The organism is Gemmobacter nanjingensis (assembly GCF_014652195.1).
GTDB lineage: Bacteria > Pseudomonadota > Alphaproteobacteria > Rhodobacterales > Rhodobacteraceae > Gemmobacter > Gemmobacter caeni.
In genome coordinates this window covers 73,481-95,080 of the sequence record NZ_BMYI01000014.1, presented here as the reverse complement: position 1 = coordinate 95,080, position 21,600 = coordinate 73,481, and the positions used below count along the sequence as shown (strand labels likewise).

Here is a 21,600-nt window from a genome sequence, read left to right as displayed (position 1 = left end):
AGCTGCCCCATGGCGCTGTTCAGTTTCCGTCGTGACAATGCCCCGGCCGCGACCGGCGTCACCCCCGAGGTCGAGACCTTCCTGAAAGGCTTCTCGATGGAGGTGATGCCCCGCACTGCCGAGAAGGTCGAGGATTTCCGCGCGATCCTGCCGAAAGGCACCCGCGTCTATATCGCCCATATCGAGGGCACGCCCATCGAGGACATGGTGGCGACGGCGAAGCGCATCAGCGCCGAAGGCTTCCCCGTCATGCCGCATTTCCCGGCCCGCATCATCAAGGACCGCGCCACTCTGGCCGACTGGATTGCCCGCTATCAGGGCGAGGCCGGAGTGAAACAGGCGCTGCTGCTGGGCGGTGGCGTCAACACCCCGGCGGGCGAGTTCGACAGCTCGATACAGCTGATCGAGACGGGCCTGTTCGACGGGTTCGAGCGGCTGCATGTGGCAGGCCACCCGGAGGGCAACAAGGACATCGACAAGGACGGCGGCGATGCCATCGTCATGCAGGCGCTGAAGTGGAAACAGGATTTCGCCAATCGCACCGATGCGAAAATGGCGATCGCCACCCAGTTCTGCTTTGAGGCTGGCCCGGTCATCGACTGGGTGAACCGGATCAATGCGGCAGGTGTCTCGATCCCGGTGCATATCGGTGTGGCAGGCCCGGCCAAACTTCAGACCATGATCAAATTTGCCATCGCCTGCGGCGTCGGCCCCTCCTTGCGCGTGCTGCAAAAGCGGGCGATGGACGTGACCAAGCTGCTGCTGCCCTATGAACCCAACGAGTTCATCACCGAACTGGCGGTCCACAAGGCGCAAAACCCGGATTTCGGCATCGAATCCGTGCATTTCTTCCCCCTTGGCGGCATCAAGACCAATGCCACCTGGGCCACCGAACACGGCGGCGCCTCGGGCGTCCCGGCCAATCAAGCGTAAGGAAAAGCCATGACCCGGACCGTTCTCGAATCCAAAACCAAAACCGTTGTCATCGGCTTTGACGAGCCCTTCTGCGTCATCGGCGAGCGTATCAACCCCACGGGGCGCAAGAAGCTGGCGGCCGAACTGGAGATGGGCAATTACGACACCGTCATCAAGGACGCGCTGGAGCAGGTGGCCTGTGGCGCGACCGTGCTGGATGTGAACTCGGGCGCCGTCTTCACCAACAAGATGGCCGAAGACCCGCGTTATGCCGACAACAACTTTGTCGAACCGCCGCTGATGAAGGCGCTGATCGAGATCATTCAGCAGACCGTGGACGTGCCGCTGTGCATCGACTCGTCGGTGCCGGGCGCGCTGGAAGCCGGGCTTCAGGCCTGTGAGGGCCGTCCGCTGCTGAACTCGGTCACGGGTGAGGAAGAGCGGCTGGAACTGGTGCTGCCGCTGGTGAAGAAATACAACGTCCCGGTCGTGGCTATTTCCAACGACGACACCGGCATCTCGCCCGATCCGGATGTCCGCTTTGCCGTGGCCAAGAAAATCGTCGAACGCGCCGCCGATTTCGGCATTCCGGCGCATGACATCGTGGTGGACCCGCTGGTGATGCCGGTGGGCGCCATGGCGACCGCCGGTCAGCAGGTCTTCGCGCTGGTCCGCCGCCTGCGCGAGGAACTGGGCGTGAACACCACCTGCGGCGCCTCGAACATCTCGTTCGGCCTGCCGCATCGCCACGGCATCAACGCTGCCTTCCTGCCCATGGCCATCGGTGCGGGCATGACGAGCGCGATCATGAACCCGGTCCGTCAGGTGGAGATGGAGGCGATCCGCGCCGCCAACTTCCTGATGAACCACGATGCCAATGGCGGCGAATGGATTCGCTTCGCCAAGGTGATCGAGGCGGTCGAGGGCGGTGCGTCCTTCGCCGAAGCCTCCGCCGCTGCCAGCCAGGCTGCGGGCGGGCGCCGGGGTGGCCGTCGCGGCCGCGGCTGATCCGGTTTCTCTCCGATGCAGACGCCCGCCCTTGCCGGCGGGCGTTTTGCATGAGCGGCACAGTTTTGCCGCAGGCCGGGCCTAATCTGACCATCGCCGCCCGCCAGAAACCGGATCAAGCCCCCAGCCTGACCCGGACCAGATGAGCGACCTCGGCCATATCAATGCCATCCATATCCTGTTTCTCGCCGAAAAGACGGCTGAACAGGACCGCGCGACCGGCAGCTATGACGCACATCTGGCCGAGGACCGGCGTTATTACAACTGGCAGGGCCAGCAGCAGATCCTGCCCTTCGGAATGGATGACGACCCACAAGGCTTTGCCGAGGGGTTGCGCACTGCCCTGCCCGGCGTCAACACCCTACGCCTCTCCTTCAACCAGTATGCTTTCGACACCAGGGGGGGCCTGCATCCACAATACGAGGCATTCATTGCCGCAGCGGTGAAACAGGGTTTCAAGCTGATCTTCACCCTGACAGATGGTGCACAGCAGACCACCGGCGACGATGGCGCGATGACCAGCGCGCAGCTTGCCAAAGCACTGGACGGAACTGTGCAGGATGGCGCGATCGCCGCCTGGGACAAGATGCTGGCGTGGCTCGACCGGCATCCGGGTGCGCAGAAGGCGGTCTGGGGCTACGAACTTGCGAACGAGGCCGCCGCCTACGAGCGTGGTGTTACACTGGCAGAGCGTGGCACCAAACTCGCCGCCGAAGCGCAGTTTGTCGGGCTTTACGCCCGCCATATGGCCGAGCTTGCGGCCAGGGTGCAGGCGGCTGACCCGGATGCGCGGGTGCTGGTCGGCGGCTGGGCCTATTCGGCGCGATTCACCGATCTGGCAGAAAATTCAGTAGGCAACAAAAGCGCGCTGGATTTCCTGCGTGCCAAGATCGGCGATGCGCTGGTCTGGGCCGGGCATCTTTATCCCGGCTGGCACAGTGGCACCGAAGTGACCGATCCCAAAGAGCTTGCGCAAATCTACACGACGGCGCTGGCTCCGCTGGGCGATGACGACATCCTGCTGACGGAAACCAGCTTCAGCGGCGCGCTGATCAACGATTTCAGCCTCGCGCCGAATGTGACGCGCAGCATGTCGCGCATGCAGGAATGGTTCGCGGATCGCGGCATCGGCACGACATGGTTTTCCGGTGCCGAGGCGGGCGCCTCCAGCCTTGTCGCCGTCGACAGCGGGGCGAAGCTGCGCTACCTGCACCAGCACAGCCTCGCCTTCGCGCTGAATGCCTTCTCGCTTGACGATGCCCCGCGCGGCCATAACGGGGACGAGGCTTTGGAGGCAGACGTCGTCACTGCGCGTCTGCGCAACGAGGACTATGACGGCAAGCTGTCCATGGATCCTGTCGCGGGCGCCGGTTTCGCCTTTGGCTATGGCGGTGCCGATACGCTGACCGGGGCGGCGGAGGCCAACAACTTTCTGTATGGCGGCAAGGGCAGCGATCTGCTGCGTGGCGCAGGGAATGAGGATTTTCTGTTCGGTCAGGACGATGCGGACACGCTCCTCGGGCAATCCGGCAATGACCTGCTGTTCGGCGGGCGCGGTGACGATCTGCTGCGCGGCGGAGCAGGCCATGACACGCTGGAGGGTGGCGCGGGCGCTGACCGTTTCGATGCCTCTGCCGGTTCCGATTTGGTAACGGATTTCCGTCAGGATGCAGGAGACCGGCTGTATCTGGGCCGGGATTATACGGATTGGACCGACGTGAAGGCACGGATGACCTTTCGCGCCCTTGACGGCAAGGCAGTGGATGATGTGGTGATCACACATTCCGACGGGACCGAGACGATCCTGCTGAACGCCCGCGGCAAGATTGGCGCGGCGGCGCTGTTGCTGGCGGGCGACAAGACATCGGTCGAGGGGACCGCCGGTAACGATCTGATCCGCGAAGGCTGGCAGGATATCGAAGGGCAAAGCTTCGGCGCCCTGCGCCGCGTGACGGCGGGCACCGGGGCCGATACGGTTCTGGGCACGGCCCGCGCAGATCACATCGACGGCGGAAGCGGGCAGGATCTGTTGCGCGGCAGTGGCGGCAATGACGAACTGCTGGGCATGGCGGGGAATGACCGGCTGCTCGGCGAAACCGGCAACGATATGCTGAGCGGTGGTGCGGGCCATGATGTGCTGGAGGGCGGTGCCGGTCAGGATGTGCTGGCCGGTGGCGCGGGCAACGATTCCCTCTCCGGCGGCGGTAGTGGTGACACCCTGTTCGGTGACAACGGGCGCGACACGCTGGCGGGCGGCGCAGGCAATGACGTTCTGCACAGTGGCACGGGCCGCTCGCATCTGGATGGCGGTGCCGGGCGCGACACGCTTTTTGCCGATCTGTCTGGTGGCGGCCATGTGCTGACCGGCGGCAGCGGCGCGGATCGTTTCATTTTCCATGACGCCGGCAAGACCGCCAGCCGGTCGGTCATCACCGATTTCACCCCCGGCGAGGATCGGCTTGTTTTCGGCAATCGCGCCGTGGATCTGGCGCATCTGCCCGATGGCATGCGGCTGGTGGAAACCGATGCGGGCAGCACACTGCATCTTGCGCCAGGCCATCAGGTGTTCCTGCAAGACCTGTTCTTCTGACGCCACGCCGCAACCTGACCGAAACCTGCCGCGAACAGCCATGGCAAGCGTGCCGCCCCGGCCTAGAAAGGGCCAGCGACAGGGTATGAGGGAAACATGCGCGCCGCGATTTCGGTGGATGCGGGCAACTGCCCGGAGGCAACCTGGGATGACCCGGCGAAGGGAACGATTCGCTGGAAGACCCTGTTGTCGCAGGGCATGACTGCCAGCGACAGCCTTGTCTGCGGCATCGCGCTGATGGCGCCGGGTGAGTTCTTTGCGTTTCATTCCCACCCCGAGGCCGAAGTCTATTTCGGGCTGGAGGGCGAAGGCGAAGTGGTGATCGACGGCGTGCCGCACCGGCTCGCCCCCGGCATCATGCTCTTCATCCCCGGCGGCGCCGTGCATGGCGTGCCCGTGGTTTCGGCGCCGCTGAAATGGTTCTACACCTTCGCGCGCGATTCCTTCGACCAGATCGCCTACAGCTTTCTGCCCGTCCCGGCAGAGCCAGAACCCCCGATACCGCCCGAACGGGCGGCCTGACTGCAAGAGGCCAAGATGAGTGACGACGCGCTGGTTATCTTTACCCCCTCGGGCAAGCGGGGGCGTTTCCCGCTGGGCACGCCGGTCCTTCAGGCGGCACGGTCGCTGGGCGTGGACCTCGACAGCGTCTGCGGCGGCCGCGGCATCTGTTCCAAATGCCAGATCACGCCGGGATATGGCGAATTTCCCAAGTTCGGCATCCATGTCGATGATGAAGCGCTGAGCGAGTGGAACAGCGTCGAGGAACGCTACAAATCCAAGCGCGGCATGATCGACGGGCGGCGGCTGGGCTGTCAGGCCAAGGTCATGGGCGATGTGGTGATCGACGTGCCCCCGGAAAGCCAGGTGCACAAGCAGGTCATCCGCAAATCCGCCACGGCGCGCGAGATCACGATGGACCCGGCGACCCGCCTCCTGTTCATCGAGGTGGCAGAGCCTGACATGCATGAACCCACCGGCGATTTCGAACGTGTGCAGCGTGCGCTGGCCGAACAGTGGCAGGTCGATGCCGTGGTCGCCGATCTGGCGGTGCTGCGCCGGTTGCAACCCGTGCTGCGCAAGGGGGAATGGAAGATCACCGTCGCCCTGCATCGCGGCAATCGCGATACCGCGCATCGCATTCTGGACCTCTGGCCGGGCTACCATGACGGCGGTCTTTACGGGCTTGCCATCGACCTCGGATCGACCACCATCGCGGCGCATCTGTGCGACCTGCGCGACGGGCATGTGCTGGCCTCGTCCGGCGTGATGAACCCGCAGATCCGCTTCGGCGAGGATCTGATGAGCCGTGTTTCTTATGCCATGATGAACCCAGGCGGCGATCAGGAGATGACGGCGGCGGTGCGCACCTCGATCAACGGGCTGGTGCAGGCCATCGCCACCGAGGCGGGCGTGGACCCGGCCTCTGTCTACGAGGTGGTCTTTGTCTGCAACCCGGTGATGCACCACCTGCTTCTGGGCATCGACCCGGTGGAGCTGGGTCAGGCGCCCTTCGCGCTGGCGACCTCGGGCAGCCTTGCCCTGCCCGCCCGCGAGATGGAATTGACGGCGGTGAACAGCGCGGCGCAGGTCTATGTGCTGCCTTGCATCGCGGGCCATGTCGGCGCCGATGCGGCGGCGGTGGCGCTGGCCGAGGCGCCCGACAAATCCGAGGATATGGTGCTGATCGTGGATGTCGGCACCAATGCGGAAATCCTGCTGGGCAACAAGGAGCGGGTGCTGGCCTGTTCCTCCCCCACCGGCCCGGCGTTTGAGGGCGCGCAGATCTCCAGTGGCCAGCGCGCCGCCCCAGGCGCCATTGAGCGGGTAGAGATCAACGTGGCCACTAAGGAGCCGCGTTTCCGCGTGATCGGCAGCGACCTCTGGTCGGATGATCCGGGCTTTGCCGAGGCGACGGCGAACAGCGGTATCACCGGCATCTGCGGTTCCGGCATCATCGAAGCGGTGGCCGAGATGCGTCTGGCGGGGATTCTGGATGGCTCGGGCCTGATCGGATCGGCCGAACAGGTCGGCACCGACCGCTGCCGCCCCGAGGGGCGCACCAACTCGTATCTCATGTTCGATGGCAGCGCGACGGGCGGGCCGGTCATCACGGTCACACAGGGCGACATCCGCGCCATCCAGCTGGCGAAATCGGCGCTTTATGCGGGCGCACGGTTGTTGATGGATGAAATGAACATCGACCATGTGGATCGTGTCGTGCTGGCCGGGGCCTTCGGTGCCCATATCAGCCCGAAACACGCGATGATCCTTGGCATGATCCCTGATGCGCCGCTGGACAAGGTGGCCAGCGCGGGCAATGCGGCCGGCACCGGCGCGCGGATCGCGCTCTGTAACCGCGCCGCCCGCGATGCGATCGAGGCGACGGCGCACGAGATCCACAAGGTCGAGACTGCCATCGAGCCGCGCTTTCAGGAGCATTTCGTGAATGCAAGCGCCATCCCCAACGCGGTCGATCCCTTCCCGCATCTGGCCGCCATCGCGCCCCTGCCGGAAGTCAGCTACAATACCGCAGGCTCTGAAGGCCGTCGCCGTCGCAGAGGATGACCCTCGCGGGGTTGACTTTGGCGCCGCTGCGCTAGCTTCTCGGGCATGGATGATCCGATAGCCGATCTGCTGACCCGATGCGCCGCGCAGGACCGCGCGGCGTTTCGGGATTTATACTCCGCCACCAGCGCGAAACTTATGGGCGTGCTCCTGCGTATGTTGAAAGACCGGCAGGAAGCGGAGGAAGCCTTGCAAGAGGTTTATACCCGGATCTGGCTGCGCGCGCAGCGTTTTGACCCCGCACGGGGACGCGGCATGACATGGGTCATTGCCGTCGCCCGGCATCTGGCCATCGACCGGCTGCGCGCCCGCCCGACAGAGACCGAGGAAGCTGAATACGACCAGATCGCCGACAGCGCACCACGGGCCGAAAGCCGCCTGATCGCGCTGGGCGAGGCCCGGCAGATCGTCCAGTGCTTTGACACCCTGGAACCGGCTCGCGCCGCGGCGCTGCGCGGCGCCTATCTGGACGGGCTGAGTTATGCCGATCTGGCAGGCAGGCATGACGTGCCGCTGAACACCATGCGCACCTGGCTGCGGCGCGGGCTTGCCGCGCTCCGCGATTGCATGGAAGGTGTCCGGGCATGAGCGTCGAAGACCGGGACATCGCGGGCGAATATGTGCTGGGCACCCTGCCCCATGCCGAGCGTCTGGCCTTTGCCGCCCGGCTGAAATCCGATCCCACCTTGCAGGAACTGGTCGCGGAATGGGAGGATCGCCTCTCCGGGCTGAATACGGAATATGCCGAAAGCCCGGCGCCCGACCTGTTCCCCGCCATCGAGGCGCGGCTGTTCCCCCGGCCTGCGCGATCGCGCTGGCAAGGCTGGCTCGGCGGGCTTGTCACGGCAGCGGCCGTGCTGCTGGGTGCGGTGGTATTGCCGCCGCTGCTGGCGCCCTCCGCCCCGCCCGTCATCGCCGAACTCGGTGCGCCCGATGCGGGCCTGCGGTTCGAGGCGCATTACGACGGGCGTGATCTGATCCTTCGCCGCGTCGCTGGGGCCGCGCCAATCGCCAGCCAGTCGCACGAGCTCTGGATCATCGCACCGGACGCGGCGCCGGTCTCGCTTGGCCTGATCGGCACCGATCCGCTGCGCGTGGCCTATCCGGCGCCACCAGCAGGCTGGACGCTCGCGGTCACGCTGGAACCGGCAGGTGGCGCACCGCAGGGCGTCCCCACCGGACCCATCGTCGCTGCGGGTCAGATCACGCTTTGATCACAGGCGCGTGAGGCTGAAACTCCCGCGCGAATGGCTCCGTAACTTCTGGCATCGGGCGGGACAGACCCGCTTCGGATCACAGGAGACGACAGATGAAATCCATTCGTATTGCCGCCGCCATCCTTGCCCTGGGCACCGCCCCGGCGCTTGCCGAGAACCCCGAAGTCGGCGGCGCGCCGATGTATGAGACGAAGAACATCGTCGAGAATGCCGTGAATTCGGCCGATCACACCACGCTGGTTGCTGCGGTGAAGGCGGCTGGTCTGGTGGAAACCCTGTCGGGCGCCGGTCCTTTCACCGTCTTCGCCCCGACCAATGCCGCTTTCGACAAGCTGCCTGCGGGCACGGTCGAAACCCTGCTGAAGCCCGAAAACAAGGATCAACTGACCAAGATCCTGACCTGCCATGTCGTCGCGGCCAATGCCATGTCGGATGCCATCGTGAAGATGATCGCCGATGACAAGGGCATGCATCCGGTCAAAACCGTCGGCGGCTGTGAATTCACCGCGATGATGGATGGCGACAAAGTCCAGATCAAAGATGGTCAGGGCAATGTCGCGACCGTCACCATCGCCGATGTGAAACAGTCGAACGGCGTGATCCATGTGATCGACACCGTGCTGCTTCCGGCCAGCTGATCGCGCGGCCACACGCTGCATGACAGCCTTCGCCCCGTCTGCCCCCGGCAGGCGGGGTTTCCTGTCAGAACAAGCCGTTCTGCCTGCCGGGTCGCCCCGTTTACCCTTGCACTGCCCTGGCCATTCGGCTATCTGATCCGCCAATGCGGGTGTAGCTCAATGGTAGAGCCGCAGCTTCCCAAGCTGATGACGAGGGTTCGATTCCCTTCACCCGCTCCAATCTTCCTGTTTCGCGCTCCACCCCTGGCACGGCCCAAATGCGCTGCATTTTGCAATGCGTCGGAACCCGAATGCGTCCGGTGCGTTGATCTTGCGAAAGAAGTGGGAGAATGGATATGTCGCGGCAAGCGAAAGTCATGGCCAAAGCAACACCCCAACCCCTGCCGTTCCTGATGATCGGCGCGATGCTGGGGCTTCTTAGCGGGTGGCTGGCTCTGGCGATGTGACCCCTGCACAGGCCCTGCGGCCTGACAGGCATTCAGCGATCAGCGGTAGATGAAACCGTAGACCGGATTGACGCGGCCGAGGGTGCCGTTGGGATTGGCGACGCGCACCTGCGACCAGTCGTTGCGGGCGGAGACATCGACCACCAGCGTGTCCTGGGTGATGCGGTTTCGTTCCCAGTTCGCCTGATCCACCAGAACGCGGCGACTGTCGACGACATTCGAGACCACCGCCACATGCCCCATCGGCATTTTCCGGCTGCCGCTGAAATTCATCACCGCACCGATTTTCGGCTCCGAGCCGCGCTGATACTTGCCAGCGGCCTGATTCCACCAGGTACGGGCATTGCCACGAATCTCGATCCCGGTGACAGCGCGGGCGAAGGGCACGCACCAGATACGGCCACGCACGGGCTTCAGCGACGCCTTCGCCGCCGCGACGGCAGACTTCAGTTCGGCCCGTCGCTGGTCGGTTTCTTTCGCGGCCTTGTGCAGCGCCGTGCGGCTTTGCTTCTTCGGACCGTTTGAGGTGCTGACGCGGGCATTGCTGGCCTTGATGGCTGGCTCATGCCGTTCGGCAAAACTGGCGGTCGGGGGAACGATCAGGCTGAGGGCCAGAAGCGCGGCGCTGAGGGGGCGGATCATGGTCAACGGTCTATTGTTTCGGTGCGGCTTCCGTTTGGCACAGCGGCCGCCAATGCCGCAACTGCGAGAATTTCCGCTGAGCAGATATCCGCCACTGTCCCCGTCCCGGCCCGTGTCCTGCCCGGTGCAGAGCCTGTCGGGAACGGGCTTTCCTTTCCCCGGTTCAACGGCTAGCACGACGCCTGTAGTTACACAGGAGGCTCGCATGAATACCGATATCAAACGCATCGGCACCGGCGCCCGGATGAGCGAAGGCGTCTGCTACAATGGCATCGTCTGGCTGGCCGGACAGGTTGGCAACCCCGGTGATAGCGTGGCAGATCAGACCCGCACCTGTCTCGCCGAGGTCGACCGTATCCTCGCCGAAGCGGGCACCGACAAGACCCGCATCCTGTCGACCCAGATCTGGCTGGCCGACATGGCGGATTTTGCCGAAATGAACGCGGTCTGGGATTCCTGGGTGCCACAGGGCCATACGCCCGCCCGCGCCACTGGCGAGGCCAAGCTGGCCGCGCCGGAATACCGGGTCGAGGTCATCGTGACCGCCGCACTGAAGTGAGATGTGAAGGGGGGCCAGAGCGGCCCCCTTTTTCCTAGCTGCGCAGATAGGCGACCAGTTGCCGGGTCGAACTGTCCTTGCCCTCGGCGCTTTCGCGCCCCTCAAGGATCGGTTGCAGCGCCAGCGCCAGTTCCTTGCCCAGTTCGACCCCCCATTGGTCATAGCTGTTGATGCCCAGAATCACGCCCTCGACAAACACGCGGTGTTCGTAAAGCGCGATGATCTGACCCAGGGTGAAGGGCGTAAGCTTCGGGATCGCCAGCGTAGTGGATGGCCGGTTGCCCGGAAAGACGCGGTGCCGCGCCTGACGCTCCAGTTCCGCCCCGGTCAGACCCTTCTTCGCCATGATGGCACGGGCTTCTTCCAGACTGCGGCCTCGCATCAGCGCCTCGGATTGCGCAAGGCAATTTGCAACCAGCAACAGATGCTGATGCGCCAGAGCAGGTTCGTGACCCTCTCGCGCCACGATGAATTCACAAGGCACGACACGGGTGCCCTGATGGATCAGCTGGTAGAAGGCGTGCTGGCCGTTGGTCCCCGGCTCTCCCCAGACCACCGGGCCGGATTCGTAAGGCAGATCAATGCCATCCATGCTGACCCTCTTGCCGTTCGATTCCATTTCCAGCTGTTGCAGATAGGCGGGCAGACGGCCAAGACGCTGGTCGTAGGGCAGCACGGCGCGGGTGGCATGACCGCAGATCTGGTTGTGCCAGATCCCGACCAGAGCCAGCAGAACCGGCAGGTTCTCGGCAAAGGGCGCCTCGCGGTAATGCGTGTCCATATCGGCACCGCCGCGCAGAAATTCAGTGAAATCCTCGGGACCAATGGCGATCATCAGCGACAGACCGATTGGCCCCCACATGGAATAGCGGCCGCCTACCCAGTCTTCGAAACCGAAAACACGCGCAGGATCAATGCCATATGCGGCAGTCTTGTCACCGGCCGTCGACACGGCGACGAACTGCGCGGCAGGATTTGTGACCTTTTCCGCCATCCATGCCTTTGCCGTATTGGCGTTGGTCATGGTTTCAATCGTGGTGAAGGTCTTGGAGGCCACGATGACCAGCGTGGTTTCGGGGTTCAGGTGCTTCAGCGTATCTGCAATATGCGCGCCATCGACGTTTGACACGAAATGGCACCGCGGCCCGTCGGCATAGGGGGACAGCGCCAGACAGGCCATGGCCGGGCCAAGGTCCGAACCGCCAATTCCGATATTGACGACATCTGTGATGCGCCCGCCCTGGCCGGTGAAGCGGCCTTCGCGCACATCGCGGGCGAATGCCTCGCAGCGGGCATGGATCGCGCGGACTTCGGGCATGACATCCAGCCCGTCGACAAGGACGCTGCCAGAGAGGTTGCGCAGCGCGGTATGCAGCACGGCACGCCCCTCGGTCTCGTTGATCTTCGCCCCCGAGAACATGGCCTCGCGCCGGTCGGAAACCCCTGCCCCTTCGGCAAGTTTCACCAGAAGATCAAAGGCTTCCGCGTCGATCTGTGTCTTGGAGAAATCAAGCAGCATTTCGCCGCGCCGCGCCGAAAATGCCTGTGCCCTATCCTTCGACGACATGAGGTTGCTGATCGTGGTCGCAGCGGTCCGACTGCGATGGGCCAGAAGCGCGTCAAATTTCGTAGTCATCAAAAGATCCTCTTGGCTGAATCCGCCGGGTCACTCGGCCCAATGGACCGTCGCATTCTTCAACACCGCCGCGACCGGAGCCTCAAGGGGGTCCATGCCCGCCGCACGCTCCACCGCTGCGCGCTTTTCCGCGCCGGTGATCAGGATATGGATATGCATGGCCCCTGCCAGAACCGGCGCCGTGAGGGTGATCCGCGGCTCACCTGCCGCTTCGGCACGCATCGGCAGCAGTACCGGCGCATCCGAGGCCAGCGCCTCGGCCAGACGATCGGCGCCCGGAAACAGGCTGGCAGTGTGCATATCCGCCCCCATGCCCAGAAGAAGGACCGAGATGGGCAGATGCGGCGCAAGCTGCGCCTCCAGATCCGCAAGAACATCCTCGGGCTGCGGCGCAGGTTGATAAAGCGGCACAAGATTGGCTCGCAAAGCCTTGCCGCGCAACAGCCTTTCCCGCAACAGCCGGGTGTTGGAGCGTGGGCTGTCTTCCGGCACCCAGCGTTCGTCGTTCAGAAAGACCGACACCTTGTCCCAGTCCAGATCGACCCCTGACAGAGTGTCGAAAATCGGCCCCGGCGTGGTGCCACCCGGCACACAGAACGAGGCGCGGTCCTCGCGGCGCAGAAAATCCGCCAGTTCACCCGCCAGCTTGTCGGCCAGCGCCAGCATCATCAGTTCACGGTCAGGGTATTCAACGAAGTTCATGCCTTGATCTCCCGCCAGCGCCGCCCGTCGCGGTGCATCAGCATCAACGCATCTTCCGGCCCCGAGGCTCCCGCGTCATAGCCCTTTGGCCGGTCGCCGCGTGCTTCCCAACCCTGGATGATCGGATCGGTCCAGGCCCAGGCGGCCTCCACTTCGTCGCCGCGCATGAACAGGGTCTGATTGCCGCGGATCACATCCATGATCAGCCGTTCATAGGCGTCGGGCATGTCAGTGCCCTCTTCCCCGAAAGCCTCGGTAAAGCTCATGTCCAGCGGCACCTGCGTCAGACGCATGCCGCCCGGGCCGGGCTCTTTAATCATCACCTTGAGGTTCATGCCCTCATTCGGTTGCAGCCGGATCACCAGCACATTCTCGCGCCAGCCCGAGGCATCGTCAAAAATCGAATGCGGGGGCTCCTTGAAGGTGATCGCGATTTCAGAGGCCCGCGCACGCAGCTTCTTGCCGGTACGGAGATAGAATGGCGTGCCCTTCCAGCGCCAGTTCGCCACCTGAACTTTCAGCGCGATATAGCTTTCCGTCAGACTGTCCGGGTTTTCCGCATCGTCCAGATAGCCGGGTGCGCCGCCTGTGGCCAGATATTGCCCACGCACGATATCCTCGGCAGGAACGGGCTGCAAAGCACGGATAACCTTCAGCTTTTCATCCCGAACAGTATCAGGGTCAAAGTGGAACGGCGGCTCCATCGCAATCAGGCAAAGCAGTTGCATCATATGGTTTTGCACCATATCGCGCATGGCGCCGGACTTGTCGTAATAGGCGCCGCGGCCTTCAACACCCACGGTCTCGGCCACGGTGATCTGCACATGATCAACGAACTGGCTGTTCCACAGCGGCTCGAACAGGATATTGGCAAACCGCACTGCCATCAGATTCTGCACCGTTTCTTTGCCAAGATAATGGTCGATGCGGTAAATCTGATGCTCTGCAAAATGCGTGGCCAGTGTCTCGTTCAGCGCGCGGGCGGTGGCAAGATCGCGGCCGAAGGGTTTTTCCACCACGATGCGGCTGTCGGCATCGGCGATGCCATGCAGATGCAGACGCTCCGCCAGATCGCCGAACAGCGCGGGCGCGACCGAGAAATAGAAGGCGCGCACCGCACCCTGCCGCATCAGCGCGGCCAGCGCGGGCCAGCCGTCTTCCCCTTTGGCATCAATGGCCACATAGTCCAGACGGCTCAGAAACTCTGCAATGGCAGCCGGGTCCAGCTTGTCACCGGCCACAAACTCCTCGATCGCCTCACGCACCAGCGCCTGAAACCCGGCCCTGTCCATCGCGGACCGCGCGGCGCCGATGATCCGGCTGTCTGCGGGCACCTGTCCTGCCAGATAGCGGCGATAGAGGCCGGGAAGGATCTTGCGGCGCGCCAGATCGCCGGTGGCTCCGAAAATCACGAGGTCGAACGTTTCGACCGGGATGACGCGTGAAACCATGGGCCTCTCCTCGCAGCTTTGCGGCGCTGCGCCGCAAGTATGTTAGCGCTAACGATCCGCCTTTTAGCCGCTTCGCATCTGCAAGTCTAGCACTCGCTGCGGGAAAGCGGAATGGCGTGGCGCTTTCATCGCAAGAAGCTGCTCAGGCCTCCAGCTCGGCATCCCAGTACAGATAATCCATCCAGCTTTCATGCAGATGGTTCGGCGGGAAGCGCCGGCCATGGGCCTGCATCTCTTCCGCGCTCGGCGGCACGGGTTTACGCATCAGGCGCATGCCGACCTGTTTCAGCGTCTTGTTGCCCTTCTTCAGATTGCAGGGCGAGCAGGCGGCAACCACATTTTCCCAGCTCGTAATGCCCCCCTTGGACCGTGGCAGCACATGGTCAAACGTCAGATCGCCCTTCGATCCGCAGTACTGGCATTTGAATTCGTCCCTCAGAAAAAGATTGAAGCGCGTGAAAGCCACGCGCTTCTGGGGTTTGACGAATTCTTTCAGCACGACGACCGAGGGGATGCGGAACTCGGCCCTCTGACTGTGCACCACCGCATCATATTCGGCGAGGATCTGCACCCGGTCCAGACAAACCGCCTTGATGGTTTCCTGCCAGGGCCAGAGGCTGAGCGGATAATAGGACAAGGGGCGATAATCGGCATTCAGCACAAGCGCAGGGTAATGCCGCAACGCCGCGGGTTCCCGCACGAAACTGGTTCTGAAATCACCGTCCATTCATCGACTCCGCCATCGTCCCGCCTGCCGTCCCGGCAGTCAGGGCGGGGAGTCCGCCCCGACAGGGGAAACTATATATCGCGTCCGGCGACAGGCAAGCCCCATAGTGTCGGGCATGGTTCTGGCAGGGCCCTGTAACGTCGTGATGACGAAAGCGGCAGATGTCCGGGTCAGCGCGTCTCTTTCGGGCGCAGCGCGAACCAGATCAACGCACCACCGGCCAGAACGAGGAAGGGCAGCATCGCCATGTTCACCGCCGACCAGCCCGCCTGCACCGATCCGCCCGAGCAGTTCATCAACCCGCCCGAGGCGAACGAGGCCATCGACACACCACCGAAAACCACGAAATCGTTCAGCCCCTGCATGGTGCCGCGCTCTGCCGCGGTGTGATGCCCCGCCAGCATGCTGGTGGCGCCGATGAAGCCGAAGTTCCAGCCAATCCCCAGAAGGATCAGCGCGATATAGAAGTTCTCAAGGTTCACCCCGGACATGGCCACCGCCCCCGATCCGGCAAGGATCAGCAGACCAAGCGCAATCACCTTCTCTACCCCGAGGCGCGCAATGATATGCCCGGTCACAAAAGACGGCGCATACATGGCAAGCACATGGGCAGACACGATATTCGCCGCATCCGAGGTTTCGAAGCCGCAGCCCACCACCGCCAGCGGCGAAGAGGTCATCACCAGGTTCATCAGCGCATAGCTGACGGTGGCGCAGACCATGGCGACGATAATTGCCGGATCGCGCAGCAGCTCGCGCCGTGTGCGTCCCGCTGCTGCCCCGGTCCCGCGCACCGCCGGACGGGTGCTTTTCAGCGCCCCGAACAGGAACAGCCCTGCGAGGTTCAGTGCGATCACCGTCAGATAGCTGCCAAGGAACGGCACGACCATGGCCTGCGAGGTCAGCTTCACCAGCTGCGGCCCGAAGATGGCCGAGGCTAACCCCCCCGCCATCACCCCGGAAATCGCCTTGGGCCGGAACGCCTCTGACGCCGCATCGGCCGCCGCGAAACGGTAGAAACCCTGCGCCGACATATAGCCGCCGGTCAGCAGGCTCGCCGCCGAAAACACAGCGAATGATCCGATATACAGCCCGTAGGCAGCCACCGCCGCCCCGGCCGCCCCGGCCAGCGCGCCCACCACGAAACCGACGCGCCGCCCCCAGCGCTGCATCACAGCCGACAGCGGCTGTGCCCAGAGCATGGACCCGATGACGGTCAGCGAGATCGGCAATGTGGCCCAGCACGGGTTACCCGCCAGCTGGCTGCCCGCCAGCCCGCCGATTGTAAAGATCACCGGCATCTGGGCGCCCAGAACCGCCTGCGCGGCCACGAGAACCCACATGTTGCGGCGGGCGATGCTGTCATTCGGAAGGGATGTCACGCTCATGGCGGCAGCTAATCCGCCCGTGCGCCCTTGCGCAAGGGGCAAGCGCGCCCCTAACCTGCGGCAAATCGGGGGAACCATGGTCGGACGTATCATCGAGGGACCGGCAGATATTGCCGAGGGCATGGACTGGCTGAGCCGCCATGACCGCAGATTCGCCGAGGCACATGCTCTGACCGGCGATCTGCCGCTGCGCCGACGCCCCGAAGGCTTTGCCGAACTCCTGTCCGCCATCGTCAGCCAGCAGGTTTCGGTCGCCTCCGCCCGCGCCATCTGGGGCCGGATGGAGGCGGCGGGCTTCACCACCCCCGAAGCAGTGCAGACGGCCTGCGACGAAGACCTGCGCGGTTGCGGTCTCTCCCGCCCGAAACTGCGCTATGCGCGGGCGCTTGCGGATTCGGGGCTGGATTTCCCGGCGCTGCGGGCGATGCCGGATGACAGGATCATCACGCAACTTGTTGAACTGCCAGGGATTGGCCGGTGGACCGCTGAAATCTACGCTATGTTCAGCCTCGGCCGCGCCGATGTCTTCGCTCATAACGACCTCGCCTTGCAGGAGGCGGCGCGGCTGCTTTTCAATCTCGAAAAGCGCCCCAATGAACGTGAGATGCGCGTGATCGCCGCCGAATGGTCACCGTGGCGGGCGGTTGCAGCGCGGCTGCTCTGGGCCTACTACCGTGTGGCAAAGGACCGCGAAGGGATCAGATGATGCTGCAATCGAAACGCAAGGCGCCGCAATCGGGCAAGGCAAAATCCATGGTGATCTTCGTCCATGGCTATGGCGCCGACGGCGATGACCTGCTGGGTCTCGCCGACCCGCTGGCGCCGCATCTGCCCGATACGGTGTTCTACAGCCCCAACGCTCCCGAACCCTGCGTCGGCAACCCTTTCGGCTATCAGTGGTTCCCGATCCCGTGGCTGGACGGTTCTTCGGAAGAAGCGGCGCAGGCCTCCATGGCCGTCTCGCTTGAAAAGCTGAATTCTTTCATCGACGCGAAGCTGGCGGAAGAGAAGATCGGCATCGAAGCCCTTGCCCTGGTTGGATTTTCGCAAGGCACGATGATGAGCCTGCATCTGGCTCCGCGCCGCGACAGCGCCATGGCCGGCGTCGTCGGATTCTCGGGCCGCCTGCTGGTGCCGGAACTGCTCGGCGCTGAAGCGCAGGTGAAGCCGCCAATCCTGCTGATCCACGGCGATGCCGACGAGGTCGTGCCGTTCGAGGATATGGGCCGCGCCGGCGACGCTCTGGTCTCGGCCGGGTTCGAAGTTTATGGCCATGTGATGAAAGGCACTGGTCACGGCATTGCCCCCGACGGGCTGCAAGTCGCCCTGTCCTTCCTGCATGACAAGCTGCCCGGCTGAGATTTGAGTATTTGGGCAAGAAGCAAGGCACACCCGGTCTTGCTTCTTGAAAAAATACTCCCGCCGGAGGCATCCGACAGCGCCGCAAGCTTGCCGCCGGAAGTTAGAAACGCCCGGTAAGGCTTTGCCAAAGAAGACGTTTGCGGCGCGTGAACTCGGACAGCTCCAGGGAGCCATCCGCCACCCGTGCGGGTTCCTGTGCGGCAAACGCAAGAACTGGCCGCGTCAGGAAGGCGGCCAGTGCCGCACCGCGTGGGATAGGGCCGCGCACTGTATCGAGGCGCGCAAGCCCTTCGCGGGCCAGCGCTGCGACGCCAGCAGGCGTCCCGTCAACCAGCGGAATGCGTCCCAGCGTTTCAAGCTGGGGCACCGCGCGCAGGTAATTGGCCAGGGCCTGCGCAGCGCCCAGACTGCGCGCTGCGGGCTCCGCCCGGTCCGGCGCGCCCAGAGCTTTCGCCGCGAGCCACAGCAAAACCCCCCCGGTTTCCTCTAGATACCGCCACAGCGCGGCGGCATCGGCATGTGGTTCGCGCCAGACATCCCATTGACGTGCGGCGACCATCCCGTCCAGAGCTTCGACCGGCAAGCCTTTGTCACGGATCATATTTCCCAGCGGGGTCATGACCTCATGCGGCTGCCCGCCACCTGCCGCTGCGGCCTCGACCGCATCGCGCCACCATTGCAGGCGCATTTCGGCGATCATCGGCTCTTTGCTCGCCCAAGGCGCACGCGCAACCTCGGCATTGAAGGCGTAGAGCACCGCCAGCGCCGGGCGATCCGCCACCGGCGCAGCCATCAATGCGGCGAAACGCTCCGGGTCGGCGCGCTGCACGATCTCGGCGCAGGCCTCGCTCATGCGGCGCCCTGATCGCGGATCAGCTTCCACTGGATCGCGTCGAGCAGCGCCTCGAAGCTTGCGTCCACGATATTCGGGCTGACACCCACGGTAGACCAGCGCCGACCCTGACCATCCTCGCTGTCGATGATGACACGCGTGACTGCCTCGGTGCCGCCCTGGGTGATGCGGACCTTGAAGTCCACCAGCTTCATGTCGTCGATACAGGCCTGATACGGTCCCAGATCCTTGGCCAGCGCCTTGTAAAGCGCGTTGACCGGGCCGCGGTCGGTGCCAGCCTCATCCATGCTTTCCGAGACGGACAGCATCTTGTGACCGTCGATCTTCACCACCACCACCGCTTCCGACAGGGAAACCATGCGGTCGTATTTGTTCTTCCGCCGCTCGACAGTGACACGGTAGCGTTTCACCTCGAAGAATTCAGGGCAGAGGCCCAGCTCGCGCCGCGCCAGCAGCTCGAAACTCGCCTGCGCGCCGTCATAGGCGTATCCCTCGTCCTCGCGGGTCTTGATCTTGTCGAGGATCAGGGCAAGGCGCGGGTCGTTCGGCGCAACCTCGATCCCCGCCGCCGCCAGCCGGGCGCGCAGGTTCGATTGCCCGGCCTGATTGGACATCGGGATCAGCCGCTCGTTCCCTACCAGCGCAGGGTCGATGTGTTCGTAGGTCGTGGGGTCTTTCACGATGGCGCTGGCATGCAGCCCCGCCTTATGCGCGAAGGCCGAAGCGCCGACATAGGGGGCGCTGCGCAGGGGCACCCGGTTCAGGATATCGTCGAGCATGCGCGAGGTCTTGACCAGCCCCGCAAGTGCCGCGTCGCTGACGCCGGTGTCCAGCCTGTCACGGAACGGCGCCTTCAGCATCAGCGTCGGGATCAGCGTGGTGAGGTTGGCATTGCCGCAGCGCTCGCCCAGGCCGTTCAGCGTGCCCTGCACCTGCCGCGCGCCCGCCAGCACGGCAGCCAGCGAATTGGCCACCGCATTGCCGGTATCGTCATGGCAATGGATGCCCAGCCGGTCGCCCGGAATGCCAGCCGCGATCACGGCGCGGGTGATGGTGCCCACTTCTTCGGGCAGTGTGCCGCCGTTGGTATCGCAAAGCACGATCCAGCGCGCCCCCGCCCCGAACGCGGCTTTCAGACAGTCCAGCGCATAATCCGGGTTGGCCTTGTAGCCGTCGAAGAAATGTTCGGCATCAAACAGCGCCTCCCGCCCCTTCGTGACCACATGGGCCACGGAGGCGCGGATATTCTCCACATTCTCGGACAGGGTGATGCCGAGCGCGGTGGTGACATGGAAGTCATGGGTTTTGCCGACCAGACAGACCGCAGGGGTTTCCGCATCCAGTACCGCCGCCAGCACATCGTCATTCTCGGCCGAGCGACCTGCGCGTTTCGTCATGCCGAAGGCGGTGAAGGTGGCGCGGGTTTGCGGACGGTCGCGGAAGAAATCACTGTCGGTCGGGTTGGCGCCAGGCCAGCCGCCCTCGATGTAATCCACCCCCAGCGCATCCAGCGCGCGGGCGATCTGCTGTTTTTCCGACAGCGAGAATTGCACGCCCTGCGTCTGCTGGCCATCGCGCAGGGTGGTGTCGAACAGGTAAAGATGCTCGCGCATGACAGGCTGGCTTTCGGTCATTCAGTCTTCATCGACCACGCGGAAGATCGCGGGCACGGCAGGGCACGGGCGCATCTCGTTGCGGATCACATCCGACAGGCGGGTCTGGTGCAGGAACACATAGACATGCGCCGAAAGACCCTCCCACAGCCGGTTGGTCAGCGATTGCGCCCGCGACCCCGACACACCGCCCGAGGCCCCGGCCCCGGTGTGCATGGCGTTCACGGTTTCCTCGACCGCCTCCATCACCTCGGACACGCGGATGTCCGAGGGGCTTCGCGACAGGCGGTAGCCGCCGCCGGGGCCGCGCACCGCCTCCACCAGACCGGCACGGCGCAGCTTGACGAAAAGCTGTTCCAGATAGGGCAGCGAAATATCCTGACGCTTCGAAATCTCGGCCAGCGACACCAGATCCTCGGGTTTCGCCAGCGCCAGATCGGCCAGAGCCACCATGGCATAGCGGCCTTTCGTCGACAGTTTCATCGCCCGCTTCCCCCAAATCCATTGACGCCACCGGCAGGGGCGCTTAACTCACCTGAACCCCCGGGGCCTTGCCCGACGGGACTTAATGGAACCGCCCGGATTGCGCAATCTCCGAAGGGCGGACGACAGTAAAGGCGACGAAATGCCCGAAGTGATCTTTGCCGGCCCGGAAGGCCGTCTTGAAGGCCGTTACCACCCGCAAAAGGAACGCGACGCCCCGATTGCCATCGTCCTGCATCCGCACCCGCAATTCGGCGGCACGATGAACAACAAGGTAGTCTACAACCTTCATTACGCCTTCTACAACATGGGCTTCACCGTGCTGCGGTTCAACTTCCGCGGCGTGGGGCGCAGCCAGGGCGAGTATGATCAGGGCATTGGCGAGCTGTCGGACGCCGCCTCGGCGCTGGATTACCTGCAAAGCATGAACCAGAACGCCAAGCATTGCTGGGTCGCCGGCTTCAGCTTCGGCGCCTGGATCGGCATGCAGCTTCTGATGCGGCGGCCAGAGATCACCGGCTTCATCAGCGTGGCGCCGCCGGCGAACATGTATGATTTCAGCTTCCTCGCGCCCTGCCCGTCCTCGGGTCTCATCATCAATGGCACCGCCGACCGCGTGGCACCGCCGAAGGATACCGTGAGCCTCGTGAACAAGCTGCACGAGCAGAAGGGCATCACCATCACCCACGAACAGATCGAGGGCGCGGATCACTTCTTCAGCAATGAAGAGGCGCATATGAAGCCCATGATCGACACGGTGTCCAGCTATGTGACCCGCCGTCTGGGGGAAGGCAGCCGCTGA

21 protein-coding genes and 1 tRNA gene are annotated in these 21,600 nt (G+C 64.1%); 13 read left to right on the top strand and 9 right to left on the bottom strand.

The genetic code is table 11. From position 1 onward, the window contains the following. Positions 1 to 9 precede the first annotated feature (9 nt). The 9 genes from IE126_RS19005 to IE126_RS18965 all read left to right on the top strand — a co-directional run bounded on the left by IE126_RS19005 (position 10) and on the right by IE126_RS18965 (position 9,155). Entirely contained in the window at positions 10 to 933 is a 924-nt protein-coding gene (locus IE126_RS19005) for a methylenetetrahydrofolate reductase (protein WP_054303608.1), read from the top strand. A 9-nt stretch (positions 934 to 942) separates the two neighbouring features. Then, on the top strand, positions 943 to 1,923 hold the full coding sequence (locus tag IE126_RS19000; protein WP_054303609.1) for a methyltetrahydrofolate cobalamin methyltransferase: 981 nt from the start codon (positions 943 to 945) through the stop codon (positions 1,921 to 1,923). Positions 1,924 to 2,065: 142 nt separating this feature from the next. Next, positions 2,066 to 4,513 (top strand): calcium-binding protein, encoded by a 2,448-nt coding sequence (locus tag IE126_RS18995; protein ID WP_189381866.1) that lies wholly within the window; start codon positions 2,066 to 2,068, stop codon positions 4,511 to 4,513. Between the two features lie 96 nt (positions 4,514 to 4,609). After that, positions 4,610 to 5,035, top strand: coding sequence for a cupin domain-containing protein (locus IE126_RS18990; RefSeq protein ID WP_054303611.1), 426 nt, complete (start codon positions 4,610 to 4,612; stop codon positions 5,033 to 5,035). A 15-nt stretch (positions 5,036 to 5,050) separates the two neighbouring features. After that, complete coding sequence (locus tag IE126_RS18985; RefSeq protein ID WP_189381865.1) at positions 5,051 to 7,081, top strand: ASKHA domain-containing protein; 2,031 nt, start codon at positions 5,051 to 5,053, stop codon at positions 7,079 to 7,081. 45 nt (positions 7,082 to 7,126) lie between these two features. Continuing rightward, a complete protein-coding gene (locus tag IE126_RS18980; RefSeq protein WP_189381864.1) occupies positions 7,127 to 7,669 on the top strand; it encodes a sigma-70 family RNA polymerase sigma factor in 543 nt (180 codons plus the stop codon). Beyond that, entirely contained in the window at positions 7,666 to 8,295 is a 630-nt protein-coding gene (locus tag IE126_RS18975; RefSeq protein WP_189381863.1) for an anti-sigma factor, read from the top strand. The genes IE126_RS18980 and IE126_RS18975 overlap by 4 nt, the downstream gene beginning before the upstream one ends. Positions 8,296 to 8,390: 95 nt before the next feature. After that, the gene (locus IE126_RS18970; protein WP_054303615.1) at positions 8,391 to 8,936 is read left to right on the top strand and encodes a fasciclin domain-containing protein; all 546 of its coding nucleotides are present in this window, start codon (positions 8,391 to 8,393) and stop codon (positions 8,934 to 8,936) included. A 145-nt stretch (positions 8,937 to 9,081) separates the two neighbouring features. Further along, positions 9,082 to 9,155: transfer RNA gene (locus IE126_RS18965), tRNA-Gly, on the top strand. Positions 9,156 to 9,421: 266 nt separating this feature from the next. Here IE126_RS18965 and IE126_RS18960 read toward each other — a convergent pair. Beyond that, complete coding sequence (locus tag IE126_RS18960) at positions 9,422 to 10,024, bottom strand: CHAP domain-containing protein (RefSeq protein ID WP_108129527.1); 603 nt, start codon at positions 10,022 to 10,024, stop codon at positions 9,422 to 9,424. Between the two features lie 205 nt (positions 10,025 to 10,229). Between IE126_RS18960 and IE126_RS18955 the strand changes: the two genes are divergently transcribed. Next, on the top strand, positions 10,230 to 10,583 hold the full coding sequence (locus IE126_RS18955) for a RidA family protein (RefSeq protein WP_054303617.1): 354 nt from the start codon (positions 10,230 to 10,232) through the stop codon (positions 10,581 to 10,583). Positions 10,584 to 10,617: 34 nt separating this feature from the next. Here IE126_RS18955 and pgi read toward each other — a convergent pair whose 3' ends face one another. From pgi to IE126_RS18930, 5 genes are all read right to left on the bottom strand, one after another. Beyond that, positions 10,618 to 12,219, bottom strand: a complete 1,602-nt coding sequence (pgi, locus tag IE126_RS18950) for a glucose-6-phosphate isomerase (RefSeq protein ID WP_189381862.1) — start codon at positions 12,217 to 12,219, stop codon at positions 10,618 to 10,620. Positions 12,220 to 12,249: 30 nt separating this feature from the next. Further along, complete coding sequence (gene pgl, locus IE126_RS18945) at positions 12,250 to 12,921, bottom strand: 6-phosphogluconolactonase (protein WP_189381861.1); 672 nt, start codon at positions 12,919 to 12,921, stop codon at positions 12,250 to 12,252. Continuing rightward, the gene (gene zwf / locus IE126_RS18940; RefSeq protein ID WP_108129524.1) at positions 12,918 to 14,372 is read right to left on the bottom strand and encodes a glucose-6-phosphate dehydrogenase; all 1,455 of its coding nucleotides are present in this window, start codon (positions 14,370 to 14,372) and stop codon (positions 12,918 to 12,920) included. Before zwf ends, pgl begins: the two co-directional genes overlap by 4 nt. Positions 14,373 to 14,514: 142 nt before the next feature. Beyond that, on the bottom strand, positions 14,515 to 15,099 hold the full coding sequence (locus IE126_RS18935) for an HNH endonuclease (RefSeq protein WP_054303621.1): 585 nt from the start codon (positions 15,097 to 15,099) through the stop codon (positions 14,515 to 14,517). A 170-nt stretch (positions 15,100 to 15,269) separates the two neighbouring features. Next, positions 15,270 to 16,487 (bottom strand): MFS transporter, encoded by a 1,218-nt coding sequence (locus IE126_RS18930; protein WP_189381860.1) that lies wholly within the window; start codon positions 16,485 to 16,487, stop codon positions 15,270 to 15,272. 76 nt (positions 16,488 to 16,563) lie between these two features. On the opposite strand from IE126_RS18930, the gene IE126_RS18925 reads away from it, so the two are divergent. Further along, entirely contained in the window at positions 16,564 to 17,193 is a 630-nt protein-coding gene (locus IE126_RS18925) for a DNA-3-methyladenine glycosylase family protein (protein ID WP_054303623.1), read from the top strand. Continuing rightward, positions 17,190 to 17,846, top strand: a complete 657-nt coding sequence (locus IE126_RS18920) for an alpha/beta hydrolase (protein ID WP_108129521.1) — start codon at positions 17,190 to 17,192, stop codon at positions 17,844 to 17,846. The genes IE126_RS18925 and IE126_RS18920 overlap by 4 nt, the downstream gene beginning before the upstream one ends. 103 nt (positions 17,847 to 17,949) lie before the next feature. On the opposite strand, the gene IE126_RS18915 is transcribed toward IE126_RS18920, so the two are convergent. From IE126_RS18915 to iscR, 3 genes are read right to left on the bottom strand one after another with little or no spacing between them, the layout of a single operon-like run. After that, positions 17,950 to 18,702, bottom strand: a complete 753-nt coding sequence (locus tag IE126_RS18915; protein WP_189381859.1) for a phytoene/squalene synthase family protein — start codon at positions 18,700 to 18,702, stop codon at positions 17,950 to 17,952. Next, entirely contained in the window at positions 18,699 to 20,336 is a 1,638-nt protein-coding gene (gene cimA, locus IE126_RS18910; protein ID WP_229825662.1) for a citramalate synthase, read from the bottom strand. Before cimA ends, IE126_RS18915 begins: the two co-directional genes overlap by 4 nt. Further along, on the bottom strand, positions 20,337 to 20,798 hold the full coding sequence (gene iscR / locus IE126_RS18905) for a Fe-S cluster assembly transcriptional regulator IscR (RefSeq protein WP_054303626.1): 462 nt from the start codon (positions 20,796 to 20,798) through the stop codon (positions 20,337 to 20,339). A 142-nt stretch (positions 20,799 to 20,940) separates the two neighbouring features. Between iscR and IE126_RS18900 the strand changes: the two genes are divergently transcribed. Continuing rightward, positions 20,941 to 21,600 carry an alpha/beta hydrolase gene (locus IE126_RS18900; RefSeq protein WP_054303627.1) on the top strand — a complete coding sequence of 220 codons (660 nt, stop codon included), beginning with the start codon at positions 20,941 to 20,943 and terminating at the stop codon, positions 21,598 to 21,600.

Bases quoted from the DNA above. Each gene is read 5' to 3' on its own strand.
- IE126_RS18935 (WP_054303621.1), bottom strand. From the start codon at position 15,099: ATGGACGGTGATTTCAGAACCAGTTTCGTGCGGGAACCCGCGGCGTTG.
- zwf (WP_108129524.1), bottom strand. From the start codon at position 14,372: ATGGTTTCACGCGTCATCCCGGTCGAAACGTTCGACCTCGTGATTTTC.
- IE126_RS18915 (WP_189381859.1), bottom strand. From the start codon at position 18,702: ATGAGCGAGGCCTGCGCCGAGATCGTGCAGCGCGCCGACCCGGAGCGT.
- IE126_RS18930 (WP_189381860.1), bottom strand. From the start codon at position 16,487: ATGAGCGTGACATCCCTTCCGAATGACAGCATCGCCCGCCGCAACATG.
- IE126_RS19005 (WP_054303608.1), top strand. From the start codon at position 10: ATGGCGCTGTTCAGTTTCCGTCGTGACAATGCCCCGGCCGCGACCGGC.
- pgi (WP_189381862.1), bottom strand. From the start codon at position 12,219: ATGACTACGAAATTTGACGCGCTTCTGGCCCATCGCAGTCGGACCGCT.
- IE126_RS18920 (WP_108129521.1), top strand. From the start codon at position 17,190: ATGATGCTGCAATCGAAACGCAAGGCGCCGCAATCGGGCAAGGCAAAA.
- pgl (WP_189381861.1), bottom strand. From the start codon at position 12,921: ATGAACTTCGTTGAATACCCTGACCGTGAACTGATGATGCTGGCGCTG.
- IE126_RS18955 (WP_054303617.1), top strand. From the start codon at position 10,230: ATGAATACCGATATCAAACGCATCGGCACCGGCGCCCGGATGAGCGAA.
- IE126_RS18925 (WP_054303623.1), top strand. From the start codon at position 16,564: ATGGTCGGACGTATCATCGAGGGACCGGCAGATATTGCCGAGGGCATG.
- IE126_RS19000 (WP_054303609.1), top strand. From the start codon at position 943: ATGACCCGGACCGTTCTCGAATCCAAAACCAAAACCGTTGTCATCGGC.
- cimA (WP_229825662.1), bottom strand. From the start codon at position 20,336: ATGACCGAAAGCCAGCCTGTCATGCGCGAGCATCTTTACCTGTTCGAC.
- iscR (WP_054303626.1), bottom strand. From the start codon at position 20,798: ATGAAACTGTCGACGAAAGGCCGCTATGCCATGGTGGCTCTGGCCGAT.
- IE126_RS18995 (WP_189381866.1), top strand. From the start codon at position 2,066: ATGAGCGACCTCGGCCATATCAATGCCATCCATATCCTGTTTCTCGCC.
- IE126_RS18960 (WP_108129527.1), bottom strand. From the start codon at position 10,024: ATGATCCGCCCCCTCAGCGCCGCGCTTCTGGCCCTCAGCCTGATCGTT.
- IE126_RS18900 (WP_054303627.1), top strand. From the start codon at position 20,941: ATGCCCGAAGTGATCTTTGCCGGCCCGGAAGGCCGTCTTGAAGGCCGT.
- IE126_RS18990 (WP_054303611.1), top strand. From the start codon at position 4,610: ATGCGCGCCGCGATTTCGGTGGATGCGGGCAACTGCCCGGAGGCAACC.
- IE126_RS18970 (WP_054303615.1), top strand. From the start codon at position 8,391: ATGAAATCCATTCGTATTGCCGCCGCCATCCTTGCCCTGGGCACCGCC.
- IE126_RS18975 (WP_189381863.1), top strand. From the start codon at position 7,666: ATGAGCGTCGAAGACCGGGACATCGCGGGCGAATATGTGCTGGGCACC.
- IE126_RS18985 (WP_189381865.1), top strand. From the start codon at position 5,051: ATGAGTGACGACGCGCTGGTTATCTTTACCCCCTCGGGCAAGCGGGGG.
- IE126_RS18980 (WP_189381864.1), top strand. From the start codon at position 7,127: ATGGATGATCCGATAGCCGATCTGCTGACCCGATGCGCCGCGCAGGAC.